This window comes from Pelomonas caseinilytica (assembly GCF_021353235.1).
GTDB classification, from domain to species: Bacteria; Pseudomonadota; Gammaproteobacteria; order Burkholderiales; family Burkholderiaceae_C; genus Pelomonas; species Pelomonas caseinilytica.
On sequence record NZ_JAJTWT010000002.1, the window covers coordinates 727,694 to 741,250 of the forward strand.

The window sequence follows — 13,557 nt, forward strand, 5'->3', positions numbered from 1 at the left end:
TTACAGCACTTCGAAGACGCCCGCGGCGCCCATGCCGCCACCGATGCACATGGTCACGCAGACGCGCTTGGCGCCGCGGCGCTTGCCTTCGATGAGGGCATGGCCCGTCAGGCGCTGGCCGGACACGCCGTAGGGGTGGCCGATGGCGATGGCGCCACCGTTGACGTTCAGGCGGTCCATGGGGATGCCCAGCACGTCGGCGCAGTACAGCACCTGCACGGCGAAAGCCTCGTTCAGTTCCCACAGGTCGATGTCGGCCACGGTGAGGCCGAGCTTCTTGAGCACCTTGGGCACGGCGAACACCGGGCCGATGCCCATCTCGTCGGGCTCGCAGCCGGCCACGGCGAAGCCGAGGAAGCGGCCCAGCGGCTTGAGGTTGTGCGTGGAGGCGTAGTGTTCGCTGACGACGGCGCAGGCGCCCGCGCCGTCGCTGAACTGGCTGGCATTGCCCGCCGTGACGACGCCGCCCGGCAGGGCCGTGCGGATGTCCTTGATGCCCTCGTAGGTCGTGCCCTCGCGCAGGCCCTCGTCGGCACTGACGGTGACCTTGCGGGTCACCAGGCCCATGACCTTGTCGACGGCGCCCATGGTCACGGTGATGGGCGCCATCTCCTCGTTGAAGAGGCCCGCCGCCTGCGCCGCACAGGCCTTTTGCTGGCTGCCGGCGCCGTAATGGTCCATGCGCTCCTTGGAGATGTTGTAGCGCTTGGCCACGTTCTCGGCGGTCTGCAGCATGCTCCAGTAGATCTCGGGCTTGTTGCGGTTCAGCCAGGTGTCCTCCAGCATGTGCTGGTTCATCTCCTGCTGCACGCACGAGATGCTCTCGACGCCGCCGGCCACGTAGACCTCGCCCTCGCCGGCGATGATGCGCTGGGACGCCAGGGCGATGGTCTGCAGGCCGCTGGAGCAGAAGCGGTTCACCGTCATGCCGCTCACCGACACGGGCAGGCCGGCGCTCAGCGCGATCTGGCGGGCGATGTTGGCGCCCGTCGCGCCCTCTGGATTGGCGCAGCCCATCAGCACGTCCTCGACGGCACCGCCTTCGATGCCGGCGCGCTCCAGGGCCGCCTTGACGACGTGGCCGCCCAGCGTCGCGCCATGGGTCATGTTGAACGAACCCTTCCAGCTCTTGGCGAGCGGGGTGCGGGCGGTGGAGACGATCAATGCGTTGCTCATCTTGGAATCCTTAAGTTCGAACAAAGCCACCGAGGCACGCTGACACAGAGAAGCTCTGTGAACTCAATGCATTCCCTCTGTGTCTCTGTGCCTCTGTGGCTGTGTTGCTGGGCCCGGGTCAGGTGAAGCTCTTGCCTTCCGCCACGAGGCGGGCAAGCAAAGGCGCCGGCGTCCAGAACGCGGCATCGTCCATCGGGTTCTTCGCAAAGCGCTTCATCGCCTGCACGACGTTGAACAGGCCCACGGTGTCGGCATAGCACATCGGGCCGCCGCGCCACAGCGGGAAGCCGTAGCCGGTGAGGTAGACCATGTCCACGTCGGAGGCGCGCTGGGCGATGCCCTCCTCCAGCAGGTGGGCCGCTTCGTTGACCAGGGCGAACACGAGGCGGTGCACGATCTCCTCGTCGCTGATGTCGCGCGTCTTCGCGCCGATGGCCTCGCGGTGCTTGGCCAGCATCTCGGCCACGACGGGCGACGGGATGGCGTCGCGCTTGCCGGGCTGGTAGTCGTACCAGCCCGCGCCGGTCTTCTGGCCGTAGCGGCCCAGCTCACACAGCCGGTCGGCGCTGGCCGAGTACTTCATGTGGGGCTTCTCGACGTAGCGGCGCTTGCGGATGGCCCAGCCGATGTCGTTGCCCGCCAGGTCGCCCATGCGGAAGGGGCCCATGGCGAAGCCGAACTTCTCGACGGCCTTGTCCACCTGCTGCGGGCTGCAGCCCTCGTCGAGCAGGAAGCCGGCCTGGCGGCTGTACTGCTCGATCATGCGGTTGCCGATGAAGCCGTCGCACACGCCCGAGACGACGGCCGTCTTCCTGATCTTCTTGCCAATGGCCATCACCGTGGACAGCACGTCCTTGGCGGTGGCCTTGCCGCGCACCACCTCCAGCAGCTTCATCACATTGGCCGGGCTGAAGAAGTGCATGCCCACCACGTCCTGCGGGCGGGCGGTGAAGGAGGCGATCTTGTCGACGTCCAGCGTCGAGGTGTTGGAGGCCAGGATGGCGCCGGGCTTGGCGATGGCGTCGAGCTGCTTGAACACCGCCTCCTTGACGCCGATCTCCTCGAACACGGCCTCGATGATGAGGTCGCAGTCCTTGAGGTCGTCGTAGCTCAGCGTGGTGCTCAGCAGGGCCATGCGCTGGGCGTACTTGTCTTCCTTGAGCTTGCCCTTCTTGACCTGGGCCTCGTAGTTCTTGCGGATGGTGGCGACGCCGCGGTCCAGGGCCTCCTGCTTGGTCTCCAGGATGGTGACCGGCAGGCCGGCGTTGAGGAAGTTCATCGAGATGCCGCCGCCCATGGTGCCGGCGCCGATGACGCCCACCTTCTTGATGTCGCGCAGCGGCGTGTCCTCGGGCACGTCGGCGATCTTGCTGGCCGCGCGCTCGGCGAAGAAGGCATGGCGCAGGGCCTTGGATTCGGGCGTCATCATCAGCGCCGCGAAGCCTTCGCGTTCCGCGCGCAGGCCGTCCTCGAACTTCATCGTCACCGCGCCGGCCACGGCCTCCAGGCAACGCAGCGGCGCCGGGAAGTTCTTGCTCATGCCGCGCACCATGTTGCGCGCGAACTGGAAGTAAGCCTGGGCATCCGGGTGGCGGGCCTTGAGGTCGCGCACCTTGGGCAGCGGGCGTTTCTCGGACACCTCCTCCGCGAACTTGAGGGCACCGTCCATCAGGTCGCCTTCGACGATGCGGTCGAAGAGCTTCTGGCCGGGCACCTGGGCCAGCAGCTGGCTTTCCACCGGCTCGCCGCTGACGATCATGTTGAGCGCAGGCTCCACGCCCAGGGCGCGCGGCAGGCGCTGCGTGCCGCCCGCGCCAGGCAGCAGGCCGAGCTTGACCTCGGGCAGGGCGATCTTGGCGCCGGGCGCGGCGACGCGGTAGTGGCAGCCCAGGGCCAGCTCCAGGCCGCCGCCCATGCAGACGCTGTGGATGGCCGCGACCACGGGCTTGCTGCAGTTCTCGACGACGCCGATGAGGCTGAGCAGGTTGGGCTCGGCGAGGGCCTTGGGCGAGCCGAACTCCTTGATGTCGGCGCCGCCGGAGAAGGCCTTGCCGGCGCCGGTGAGGACCACGGCCGTGACGGCGGGATCATTCTCGGCACGCTCCACGCCGGCCGCGGCGGCGGCGCGGGTGGCCAAACCCAGGCCGTTGACCGGTGGGTTGTCGAGGGTGATCACGGCAACGCGGCCGCGAACTTCGTAATGGGCTGTCATGGGCACGACCTCGGTTGGCGGGCCGCGCCGCGTCTCCTGCAGCCGGCCCGAAATAGAACGACCGTTCGATTCTAGGCAGCCGCCCTGGCGCCGCCTTGTCCCGGCAGTGACAAGGCCGCTTCCCCGGCCTCACCGGTCTTGCAGCGCCTCACTCGCCTCGCTTGAGCACCACCGTGTCGCGGAAGCCGTCCGGCCTGGCCGGCGGCGCGGCCGGAGCGAGCCTGGCCTCGGCATACAGGCGGGCCGCCTCGGCGGCATCGGGTTGGGCGGCCGGCGCGGGGGCCGGGCGGGGCGGACGCACCACCAGCCGCAGTTCATGGCATTCGCGCTGCAGCTGCTCGATCTGCTTGCGGGCCTGCGTGATCTGCAGCATGAGCTGCTGGCGAGCCTGCTCGCCGGCCACGGCGCGGGACTGCTCCAGCTTGAGCCGGCGTCCGATCCAGGCATACACGGCCACCGCCGCCACGCCGGCACCCGCCACGAAGCCGCCCAGCAGTTGCATCGTCAGGCCGTTGTCCATGCGCACCTCCCGTCGTCGGCTGGATGATTTGTTTGCCAAATGTATCGGCGGCCGGCCGCTGCGGAAGGGCTTCGTCGTGCGGCACTGACAGGGTTTCCACGGGCAGCGGCGGCGCGGCCCCGCCACAATGCGGCCCGCCATGCCTCGCTTCATCCTGCACTTCTGCGCCGCGCCCGAACGCCGCGTCCTGTGGCGACTGCTGCTCGCCGCCCTGCTCATCGTCATCACCTGGCTGGCCCTGGTGCCGGCGCCGCCGCGCACTCTCACCACCGGCTGGGACAAGTCCAACCACGCCCTCGCCTTCGCCTCGCTGGCCTTCACCGCGGTGTGGGCCTTGTGGCAACAGCCGCGCCACTGGCTACGGTTGGTGCTGGCCCTCGTGGCCTATGGCATCGCCATCGAGATCGCGCAGAGCTTCCTGCCGCCACGGGAGGCCGACTGGCACGACGTCGTCGCCGATTCCGTGGGCATCGCCCTCGGCCTGCTCGTGGCCTGGCCCATCGCGAGCCGCGCGGCGCGGCGCGGCTGACACGCCGGCAAGGGGCGCGCCCGCCCAGGCGCTCCGGCGCACATCGGAGCCGTCCTACAGCCCGGCGCCGCGCACTGACATACCGTTGGCAGCAGACTGCGCTACGGTTGCCCCCCATGCCGAACGACCTGCTCCGCGCCACCCGCGCCCGCTCGCTGCAATTGGCCGCGCCGCTGTCCGACGAGGACGCGCAACTGCAGTCCATGCCCGACGCCAGCCCCGCCAAATGGCATCTGGCCCACACCACGTGGTTCTTCGAGACCCTGGTGCTGGCGCCCTACCTGCCTGACTACCGCCTCTTCGACGAGCGCTGGCCGCGCCTGTTCAACTCCTATTACGAGAGCCTCGGGCCGCGGCATGCGAGGCCGCAGCGCGGCCTGTTGAGCCGGCCGTCGATGGCCGAGGTGCGGGCCTACCGCGCCCACGTCGACGCGGCCCTGGCCGACCTGCTGCCGGTGGCCTCGGCCGAAGCCCGCGGCCTGATCGAGCTGGGCTGCCATCACGAGCAGCAGCACCAGGAGCTGCTGTTGACCGACATCCTGCACGCCTTCTCGTGCAACCCGCTGCTGCCGGCCTACGACGCAACCCCGCCCGCGCCCACGCAGGCGCCGGCCCAGGAATGGCTTGAGCATCCCGGCGGCATCGTCGACATCGGCCACGCGGGCGCCGGCTTCGCCTTCGACAACGAAGGGCCTCGCCACCGCGTACTGATCGAGCCCTTCGAGATCGCCAGCCGCCTCGTCACCTGCGGCGAGTACGCAGACTTCGTCGAATCAGGCGGTTATCGAGAGCCGCTGCTGTGGCTCTCGGACGGCTGGGCCCTGGCCCAGGCCCAGGGCTGGCAGCGGCCGGCCTACTGGCTGGAGGATGGCCGCGTCTTCGGCCTGCACGGCGCCCAGGCCATGGACCGGGACGCGCCCGTCATGCAGCTGAGCTTCTACGAGGCCTGCGCCTATGCCGAGTGGGCCGGCGCGCGGTTGCCGACCGAGTTCGAGTGGGAGGCGGCATGCGGCTTGCCCGGCTTCGCCCAGGCCGCCGACCAGGCCTGGCAATGGACCCGCTCCGCCTATTCGCCCTATCCCGGCTTCAAGCCGGCGCCCGGCGCGGTCGGCGAATACAACGGCAAGTTCATGGTCGGCCAGCAGGTGCTGCGCGGCGGCAGCCTCGCGACTCCGCCCGGCCATGCGCGGCCGACCTATCGCAATTTCTTTCCGCCGGCCGCGCGCTGGCAGTTCAGTGGAGTGAGGCTCGCACGATGAAACCAGGAATCGAATGGCGCCAGCCGCGGGCCTCGGCCGAGAACCAGCAGTTCGCCGGCGACCTGCACGCCGCCCTGAGCCGGGCCCCCAAGGCCATCTCGCCCAAGTACTTCTACGACGAGACCGGGTCGCGCCTGTTCGAGCGCATCTGCGAGCTGCCGGAGTACTACCCGACGCGCACCGAGCTGTCCCTGCTGCGCACGCATGCCGCCGACATGGCGGCGCAGTTCGGTGGCGGCGTGCAGCTCGTCGAATACGGCGCGGGCGCCCTGCTCAAGGTGAGGCTGCTGCTGGACGCCCTGCCCCGCGAGACCGTGCAGTTCGTGCCCGTGGACATCTCCGGGCCTCACCTGCTCGCCGCCTGCGACGGCCTCGCCGGCGACTACCCCGGCCTGGCCATCCAGCCGCTGGTGGCCGACTTCACCCGCCCGCACACCCTGCCGCCCTGCCCACGGGGCAGCCGGCGCGTGGGCTTTTTTCCCGGCTCGAGCATCGGCAACTTCACGCCGGCCGAGGCCGATGCCTTCCTGCGCCTGGCCGCGGCCGAACTGGCCGGCGGCGGCCTGCTGATCGGCATCGACCTCGTCAAGGACGAGGCCGTGCTGCATGCCGCCTACAACGACGCGGCGGGCGTGACGGCGGCCTTCAACATGAACCTGCTGGACCGCGCCGCCCGCGAGCTGGGCGCGGAGTTCCCCCGCGACGGCTTCGAGCACCTGGCCTTCTACAACCCGGCCTACCGCCGCATCGAGATGCACCTGCGCGCGACGCGGGCGCTGGACCTGCAACTGGGCGGCGAGATCTACGCCTTCCACGAGGGCGAGACCCTGCACACCGAGCATTCGCACAAGTACACGGTCAGCGGCTTCCAGGCCATGGCCGCGCGGGCGGGGTTCAGGCCGGGCAAGGTGTGGATCGACGCGAACCGCTGGTTCGCGGTGCTGTGGTTGGAAGCCGGGCCGCCGTGATCAGGCCGGGGTGGCGGCCCGACGACGGCCGCCCGCCCCGTCACTCCGCGTCAGCGATGGCGCGATAGGCGAAGGCGCCGACCGCCGCCCCGAGGATGGGCGCGACCCAGAACAGCCAGAGTTGCTCCACCGCCCAGCCGCCGACGAAAACGGCCACCGCCGTGCTCCGCGCGGGATTCACCGAGGTGTTGGTGACCGGAATGCTGATGAGGTGGATCAGCGTCAAGGCCAGACCGATGGCGATGGGCGCCAGTCCGGCAGGCGCCCGCTTGTCCGTCGAGCCGAGAATCACCAGGAGGAAGAATGCCGTCATCACCACTTCGGTGACCAGGGCGGCCGTCAGGGAATAACCGCCCGGCGAATGCGCACCATATCCGTTGGACGCGAAACCCTTGGCGACGTCAAAACCCGCGGCGCCGCTGGCGATGAGGTAGAGAACGGCCGCGCCGGCCACGCCGCCCAGCACCTGGGCCACGATATAGGCCGGCAGTTGGCTCGCGGGAAAGCGCCCGCCGAGCCACAGGCCGACCGAGACCGCAGGATTCAGGTGGCAGCCCGAGATGTGACCGATGGCGAATGCCATCGTGAGCACGGTGAGGCCGAAGGCCAATGAAACCCCGTGCAGGCCGATGCCAACGCCTGGAAAGGCCGCCGCGAGCACGGCGCTGCCGCAGCCTCCCAACACCAGCCAAAAGGTTCCGAGAAACTCCGCTCCATATTTTTTCATTTCCTGTCTTTCGTAGTGAAGAAAGTCAGGCAAAACGTGCGCACCTATATCGACGGGGCCGATATGCAGGGCGCGTGATTCCTCTCTCCGCCTGGCCTGACGGGAGCGGATTGTGATCGAGACGGCCTCGCCACGAATTACCGGCATCGCCTGGAGCGAATGGCCCGGAAGCGGCTGACCGCATAACTTCGAATCTGGCCGCCAAATGGAAACCCCGCGGAGGGCCGCGGGGATAATCCATTAGATATGGAGCAGGCCGAAGGCCGCCGCCTCAGATCGCCAGCCGCTCCCGCACCCCGTCCGCGGCCATGTCCTTGCCGCGGCCGCGCATGACGACCTCGCCGCGCTGCATCAGCAGGTACTGGTCGGCCAGCTCGGCGGCGAAGTCGTAGAACTGCTCCACCAGCACGACGGCCAGGCCCTTGTCGTGCGCCAGGTGCTGGATGACGCGGCCGATGTCCTGGATGACGTTGGGCTGGATGCCTTCGGTGGGTTCGTCCAGCAGCAGCACCTTGGGGCCGGGAGCGAGGGCCCGCGCGATGGCGAGCTGCTGCTGCTGGCCGCCGGAGAGGTCGCCGCCGCGCCGGCCGCGCATCTTGTCGAGGACGGGGAAGAGTTCGAAGAGTTCGCCGGGCAGCGGCGTGCCCGCTGGCTGGCTGGCCAGGCCCATCTGCAGGTTCTCCATCACCGTCAGCCGCCCGAAGATCTCGCGACCCTGGGGCACGTAGCCCAGGCCGGCGCGGACGCGCTGGTGGGTGCGCAGCTTGTCCACCGACTGGCCGGCCAGGGTGATGCTGCCCGAGGTGGCGGGCACGACGCCCATCAGGCTCTTGAGCAGCGTGGTCTTGCCGACGCCGTTGCGCCCGAGTACGACGGTGATCTCGCCGGGCTTCAGCTCGAAACTCACGCCGCGCAGGATGTGCGAACCGCCGTAATGCTGGTGCAGGTCGGCGGCCTGGAGGATGGGTTGTGTCATTGCGGAGCTCTCGGGAACACAGCCACAGAGACACAGAGGCACAGAGAAGGTGCGCCCGAGTCGCGAGAGCAGCCCCATCTCTCTGTGTCTCTGTGCCTCTGTGGCCGTGTTGGATTCCTATCGACCAAGGTAGACCTCGATCACCTTCTCATCCGATTGAACGGCAGCCATCGTGCCTTCGGCCAGCGTCCTGCCCTCGTGCAGCACGGTCACCGTGCGGTGGGCGCCGGCCAGCGTGCCGACGAAGGCCATGTCGTGCTCGACGACGACGAGCGAGTGCTGGCCCTCCAGGCTCAGGAAGAGTTCGGCCGTGCGCTCGGTCTCCTCGTCGGTCATGCCGGCGACGGGCTCGTCGAGCAGCAGCAGCTTGGGGTCCTGCGCGAGCAGCATGCCGATCTCCAGCCACTGCTTCTGGCCGTGGCTGAGCAGGCCGGCCAGGCGAGTGCGCTCCTCGGCCAGGTGCACGGTCTTGAGAAGCTCGTCGAGCCGGTCGCGCTGCTCGCCGGTGAGGCGCGCACGCATGGCGAAGCGGGCACGTCGGTCGCCGGCCAGGGCCAACTCGAGGTTCTCGGCCACGGTCAGCGCCTCGAAGACCGTGGGCTTCTGGAACTTGCGGCCGATGCCCGCGCGGGCGATCTGGGCCTCGTTCATCGTCCGCAGGTCGAGGTTGCTGCCGAAGTAGATGCGGCCGCTGTCGGGCCGGGTCTTGCCGGTGATGCAGTCCATCGTCGTCGTCTTGCCGGCGCCGTTGGGGCCGATGACGCAGCGCAACTCGCCCACGCCGACCGTGAAGGACAGGCCGCCCAGGGCCTGGAAGCCGTCGAAGGCGACCTTGAGGTCTTCGACGTACAGGGCCACGCCCTGGTTGAAGATGGGCTCGCCGGCGGTGGCGATGCGGGTGATGGCGCGCGAGCGCGCCTCGGCGCCGGCTTCGAGCAGTTCCGGGGTCATTTCCTGATCCTCCGCACCAGCCCCACCAGGCCCGCGGGCAGGAAGAGGGTCACGGCGATGAAGAGGGCGCCCAGCACGTAGAGCCAACCCTCCGGCCACCAGACCGTGAAGACCGACTTGGTGCCGTTGACGAAGAAGGCGCCGAGCACGGGCCCGATCAGCGTGCCACGCCCGCCGACCGCGGCCCAGATGGCCATCTCGATGCTGGCCGCCGGGCTCATCTCGCTGGGATTGATGATGCCCACCTGGGGCACGTAGAGTGCGCCGGCCAGCGCGCACATCACGGCCGAGATGACATAGGCGCTGAGCTTGAAGGCCACGGGGTCGTAGCCCAGGAAGCGCACGCGCCCTTCGGCATCGCGGATGGCCTGCAGGATGCGGCCCCAGCGGCTTTGCGTGAGTGCGCGGGCCACGAGGTAGCAGACGATCAGCGCGAGCCCGCTGGCCACGCACAGGCCGACTTTCATGCCCGGCGTGTTGAGCGGCATGCCGGCGATGCGCTTGAAGTCGGTGAAGCCGTTGTTGCCACCGAAGCCCGTCTCGTTGCGGAAGAAGAGCAGCATCGCCGCGACGGTGAGGGCCTGGGTGATGATGGAGAAATACACGCCCTGGATGCGCGAGCGGAAGGCGAAGAAGCCGAACACCGCCGCAATCAGGCCGGGCACGGCGAGCGCGAGGAAGATCTGGCCGACGAGTGAGTCGCTCAGCGCCCAGTGCCAGGGCAGTTCCTTCCAGTTCAGGAAGACCATGAAGTCCGGCAGGTCGGACTGGTACTGCCCGTCGCGGCCGATCTGGCGCATGAGGTACATGCCCATGCCGTAGCCACCCAGGGCGAAGAACAGCCCGTGCCCCAGCGACAGGATGCCGCCGAAGCCCCAGATGAGGTCCAGGGCCAGCGCGCAGATGGCGAAGCACAGGAACTTGCCGAGCAGGCCGACGTAGAACTCGCTCAGGTGCAGCGCGTGGCCGGGCGGGAAGGCGAGGTGCAGCAGGGGCACCAGCAGCAGGGTCAGGGCTGCGACGATGAGGAAAAGTCGCTTCATGCGGGACGCCCCATGAACACAGCCACAGAGACACAGAGGCACAGAGAAATCGAGCAGGTGCGAGGAAAGCGTGGTGCTCCCTCTGTGTCTCTGTGCCTCTGTGGCTTTGTTTTGTATTTCATTCCACGGCCCTGCCCTTCAGTGCGAACAGGCCTTGCGGCTTCTTCTGGATGACGAGGACAAGCAGCATCAGCAGCGCGATCTTGGCGAGCACCGCGCCCTGCCAGCCTTCCAGCAGCTTGGACAGCACGCCCAGGCCCAGGCCGGCGTAGACGGTGCCGGCCAGCTGGCCAACGCCGCCGAGCACCACCACCATGAAGGCGTCGACGATGTAGCTCTGGCCGAGGTCCGGCCCGACGTTGCCGATCTGGCTCAGCGCGCAGCCGGCCAGGCCGGCGATGCCTGAGCCGAGGGCGAAGGCCAGGGTGTCCACCTGCGAGGTGTTGACGCCCACGCAGGCGGCCATGCGCCGGTTCTGCGTGACGCCGCGCACCATCAAGCCCAGCCGGGTGCGCGACAGCAGCAGGGCCATGCCGGCCAGCACCAGGCCCGCGAAGGCGAGGATGGCCAGGCGGTTGTAGGGCAGGGTCAGGTTGGGCAGCAGGGCCCAGCCACCGGACAGCCAGGCGGGGTTCTCCACGGCCACGTTCTGCGCGCCGAAGAGGCTGCGCACGGCCTGCATCAGCACCAGCGAAATGCCCCAGGTCGCCAGCAGCGTCTCCAGCGGCCGGCCGTAGAGCCAGCGGATGACGCTGCGCTCCATGGCCGCACCCACCAGGGCGGCGGCAAGGAAGCTGGCCGGCAGGGCGACCCAGAGGTAGTGGTCGAAGGCGCCCGGCGCCCAGGCGCGGAAGGCCTGCTGCACGCTGTAGGTCGCGTAGGCGCCCACCATCAGCAGCTCGCCGTGGGCCATGTTGATGACGCCCATCAGGCCGTAGGTGATGGCCAGGCCCAGCGCAACGAGCAGCAGCACCGAGCCGAGGCTGAGCCCGGAGAACAGCAGCTGGGCGCGTTCGCCCCAGGCCAGCCGGGCGCCGATGGCGTCGACGGCCGCCTGCATCGCGGCCTTGGCGCCGGGGTCGGACTCGGCGGACAGCTTGTCCAGCAGCAGGGCCCGCGTGGCCGGGTCGGCACTGGCCGCGAGTTCGGTGGCCGCGGCGCGGCGCTGGCCGGCGTCGGCGGACGACAGCTTGGCGCCGGCCACGAGGGAATTCAGTTGGGCGCGCAGCCCTGCGTCGCTCTCGGCGGCGAGCGCCTTCTCGAAGAGCGGCAGCTTGGACACGTCCGCGTCGTCGCGCAGCGTGGCCAGGGCCTTGGCGCGAACCTCGCGGTCCCTGGACAGCAGGTCCAGCCCTGCCAGCGCGGCGTCGATCTCGCGGCGCATGCGGTTGTTGAGCATGGGTTCCTCCGCATCGGCCGGCGGCGTGGCGCCCTCGGCCACGACGAGGGCTTGGCCGGCCTTGAGGCGGACCCGCCCGTCCTGCAGCGCGCGCAGGAAGGGGCCGAGCGACTCGTCGCCCGCAGCCAGCGCCTGCTGCAGGGCCGCGACGCGCTCGTCTCCGTCACCGGTGGCGATGCGGGTGGCCAGTTCAGGCGGCAGGGCCCAGGCCGAACCGAAGGTCAGCAGCGCGAGGCAGAGAAGCCGACGAAGCAAAGTCATGAGGCGAGGAAATGAATACGACCACAGAGGCACGGAGACACAGAGGAAACACAGAGGAACCGGGCAGCGCCCGTTCTCTGTGTCTCTGTGCCTCTGTGGCTGTGTTCGAGGGAGTTCGCCGTAGGCGGGCGGAACGCCGAAGCGCCCCGCCGCAGGCACGTCACTTCTTTTCGGGCTCGTCCTTCTTGCCCTTGTTCTCGGGGATGTAGGGCGACCACGGCTGGGCCTTGACGGGGCCGGGGGTCTTCCACACCACGTTGAACTGGCCGTCCGCCTTCACCTCGCCGATGAACACCGACTTGTGCAGGTGGTGGTTCTTCTCGTCCATCTTGGACGTGATGCCCGAGGGCGCCGGGAAGGTCTGGCCGGCCATGGCGGCGATGACCTTGTCGGTGTCGGTGCTGCCGGCCTTCTTGACGGCCTGGGCCCACATGTTGATGCCGATGTAGGTGGCTTCCATCGGATCGTTGGTGAGCGGCTTGTCCTTGTGGCCGGCGATGCCCTTGGCCTTGGCGTAGTCGCTCCACTTCTTGATGAAGGCGTCGTTGGCCGGGTTCTTGATGGACATGAAGTAGTTCCACGCCGCGAGATGACCCACCAGCGGCTTGGCGTCCACGCCGCGCAGTTCCTCCTCACCCACGGAGAAGGCCACCACCGGCACGTCGGTCGCCTTCAGGCCCTGGTTGCCCAGTTCCTTGTAGAAGGGCACGTTGGAGTCGCCGTTGATGGTGGAGACCACGGCCGTCTTCTTGCCTTCGGCCGAGAACTTCTTGATCTTGGCGATGATGCTTTGATAGTCGGAGTGCCCGAAGGGGGTGTACTCCTCCATGATGTCCTCGTCCTTGATGCCCTTGCTGTGCAGGAAGGCGCGCAGGATCTTGTTGGTGGTGCGCGGGTAGACGTAGTCGGTGCCCAGCAGCACGAAGCGCTTGGCACCGCCGCCGTCCTTGCTCATCAGGTATTCGACGGCGGGGATGGCCTGCTGGTTGGGTGCGGCGCCGGTGTAGAAGACGTTCTTGCTGAGCTCTTCACCCTCGTACTGCACGGGGTAGAACAGCAGCGAGTTGGTCTGCTCGAAGACCGGCAGCACCGACTTGCGGCTCACCGAGGTCCAGCAGCCGAAGACGACGGCGACCTTGTCCTGCGAGATGAGCTGCTTGGCCTTCTCGGCGAACAGCGGCCAGTTGGAGGCCGGGTCGACGACGACGGGCTCCAGCTTCTTGCCGAGCAGGCCGCCCTTGGCGTTGATCTCGTCGATGGCCATCAGCACCGTGTCCTTGAGCACGGTCTCGGAGATGGCCATGGTGCCCGAGAGCGAGTGCAGCACGCCGACCTTGATGGTGTCGGCGGCGAAGGCGGCGGGGGCGAACAGGCTGGCGGCGGCGGCCAGGGCGAGTGCGGAACGGCGAAGCATCGGGATTCCTCCAGGGTTGGATGTCGAGGTCGAGTAGCCGAACGCAGTCAGCGCAAGCCTCGTGCCAGCCCGTGCACTTCGTCACATCCCGCCAGGAGCCGCCCGGACGCACGGTTACGGAC

The 13,557-nt window shown here is 68.7% G+C and carries 12 protein-coding genes; 3 read left to right on the plus strand and 9 right to left on the minus strand.

The genetic code is table 11. The annotated features are described in order from the left end of the window. The 3 genes from LXT12_RS07065 to LXT12_RS07075 form a co-directional block, all read right to left on the minus strand. Positions 1-1,176 carry an acetyl-CoA C-acyltransferase gene (locus LXT12_RS07065; protein WP_233390722.1) on the minus strand — a complete coding sequence of 392 codons (1,176 nt, stop codon included), beginning with the start codon at positions 1,174-1,176 and terminating at the stop codon, positions 1-3. Between the two features lie 118 nt (positions 1,177-1,294). Beyond that, positions 1,295-3,388 (minus strand): 3-hydroxyacyl-CoA dehydrogenase NAD-binding domain-containing protein, encoded by a 2,094-nt coding sequence (locus LXT12_RS07070; protein WP_233390724.1) that lies wholly within the window; start codon positions 3,386-3,388, stop codon positions 1,295-1,297. 148 nt (positions 3,389-3,536) lie between these two features. Beyond that, the gene (locus LXT12_RS07075) at positions 3,537-3,908 is read right to left on the minus strand and encodes a hypothetical protein (RefSeq protein ID WP_233390725.1); all 372 of its coding nucleotides are present in this window, start codon (positions 3,906-3,908) and stop codon (positions 3,537-3,539) included. Positions 3,909-4,047: 139 nt separating this feature from the next. On the opposite strand from LXT12_RS07075, the gene LXT12_RS07080 reads away from it, so the two are divergent. From LXT12_RS07080 to egtD, 3 genes are all read left to right on the plus strand, one after another. Further along, positions 4,048-4,437 (plus strand): VanZ family protein, encoded by a 390-nt coding sequence (locus LXT12_RS07080; protein ID WP_233390726.1) that lies wholly within the window; start codon positions 4,048-4,050, stop codon positions 4,435-4,437. 116 nt (positions 4,438-4,553) lie between these two features. Continuing rightward, the gene (gene egtB / locus LXT12_RS07085) at positions 4,554-5,696 is read left to right on the plus strand and encodes an ergothioneine biosynthesis protein EgtB (protein ID WP_233390727.1); all 1,143 of its coding nucleotides are present in this window, start codon (positions 4,554-4,556) and stop codon (positions 5,694-5,696) included. Beyond that, on the plus strand, positions 5,693-6,664 hold the full coding sequence (gene egtD / locus LXT12_RS07090) for an L-histidine N(alpha)-methyltransferase (protein WP_233390728.1): 972 nt from the start codon (positions 5,693-5,695) through the stop codon (positions 6,662-6,664). Before egtB ends, egtD begins: the two co-directional genes overlap by 4 nt. Before the next feature lie 40 nt (positions 6,665-6,704). On the opposite strand, the gene aqpZ is transcribed toward egtD, so the two are convergent. From aqpZ to urtA, 6 genes are all read right to left on the minus strand, one after another. Then, a complete protein-coding gene (gene aqpZ / locus LXT12_RS07095; RefSeq protein ID WP_233390820.1) occupies positions 6,705-7,391 on the minus strand; it encodes an aquaporin Z in 687 nt (228 codons plus the stop codon). Between the two features lie 271 nt (positions 7,392-7,662). After that, on the minus strand, positions 7,663-8,367 hold the full coding sequence (gene urtE / locus LXT12_RS07100; protein ID WP_255763480.1) for an urea ABC transporter ATP-binding subunit UrtE: 705 nt from the start codon (positions 8,365-8,367) through the stop codon (positions 7,663-7,665). Between the two features lie 117 nt (positions 8,368-8,484). Next, the gene (urtD, locus tag LXT12_RS07105) at positions 8,485-9,318 is read right to left on the minus strand and encodes an urea ABC transporter ATP-binding protein UrtD (protein ID WP_233390729.1); all 834 of its coding nucleotides are present in this window, start codon (positions 9,316-9,318) and stop codon (positions 8,485-8,487) included. Next, complete coding sequence (gene urtC, locus LXT12_RS07110) at positions 9,315-10,361, minus strand: urea ABC transporter permease subunit UrtC (RefSeq protein ID WP_233390730.1); 1,047 nt, start codon at positions 10,359-10,361, stop codon at positions 9,315-9,317. Before urtC ends, urtD begins: the two co-directional genes overlap by 4 nt. A gap of 118 nt (positions 10,362-10,479) precedes the next feature. After that, positions 10,480-12,021 carry an urea ABC transporter permease subunit UrtB gene (gene urtB / locus LXT12_RS07115; protein WP_233390731.1) on the minus strand — a complete coding sequence of 514 codons (1,542 nt, stop codon included), beginning with the start codon at positions 12,019-12,021 and terminating at the stop codon, positions 10,480-10,482. Positions 12,022-12,181: 160 nt separating this feature from the next. Continuing rightward, positions 12,182-13,435 (minus strand): urea ABC transporter substrate-binding protein, encoded by a 1,254-nt coding sequence (gene urtA / locus LXT12_RS07120; RefSeq protein ID WP_233390732.1) that lies wholly within the window; start codon positions 13,433-13,435, stop codon positions 12,182-12,184. Positions 13,436-13,557 lie beyond the last annotated feature (122 nt).

What these genes read in the sequence shown, in the direction of transcription:
- LXT12_RS07065 (WP_233390722.1), bottom strand. Translation starts at nt 1,176, where the DNA reads ATGAGCAACGCATTGATCGTCTCCACCGCCCGCACCCCGCTCGCCAAG.
- LXT12_RS07070 (WP_233390724.1), bottom strand. Translation starts at nt 3,388, where the DNA reads ATGACAGCCCATTACGAAGTTCGCGGCCGCGTTGCCGTGATCACCCTC.
- LXT12_RS07075 (WP_233390725.1), bottom strand. Translation starts at nt 3,908, where the DNA reads ATGGACAACGGCCTGACGATGCAACTGCTGGGCGGCTTCGTGGCGGGT.
- LXT12_RS07080 (WP_233390726.1), top strand. Translation starts at nt 4,048, where the DNA reads ATGCCTCGCTTCATCCTGCACTTCTGCGCCGCGCCCGAACGCCGCGTC.
- egtB (WP_233390727.1), top strand. Translation starts at nt 4,554, where the DNA reads ATGCCGAACGACCTGCTCCGCGCCACCCGCGCCCGCTCGCTGCAATTG.
- egtD (WP_233390728.1), top strand. Translation starts at nt 5,693, where the DNA reads ATGAAACCAGGAATCGAATGGCGCCAGCCGCGGGCCTCGGCCGAGAAC.
- aqpZ (WP_233390820.1), bottom strand. Translation starts at nt 7,391, where the DNA reads ATGAAAAAATATGGAGCGGAGTTTCTCGGAACCTTTTGGCTGGTGTTG.
- urtE (WP_255763480.1), bottom strand. Translation starts at nt 8,367, where the DNA reads ATGACACAACCCATCCTCCAGGCCGCCGACCTGCACCAGCATTACGGC.
- urtD (WP_233390729.1), bottom strand. Translation starts at nt 9,318, where the DNA reads ATGACCCCGGAACTGCTCGAAGCCGGCGCCGAGGCGCGCTCGCGCGCC.
- urtC (WP_233390730.1), bottom strand. Translation starts at nt 10,361, where the DNA reads ATGAAGCGACTTTTCCTCATCGTCGCAGCCCTGACCCTGCTGCTGGTG.
- urtB (WP_233390731.1), bottom strand. Translation starts at nt 12,021, where the DNA reads ATGACTTTGCTTCGTCGGCTTCTCTGCCTCGCGCTGCTGACCTTCGGT.
- urtA (WP_233390732.1), bottom strand. Translation starts at nt 13,435, where the DNA reads ATGCTTCGCCGTTCCGCACTCGCCCTGGCCGCCGCCGCCAGCCTGTTC.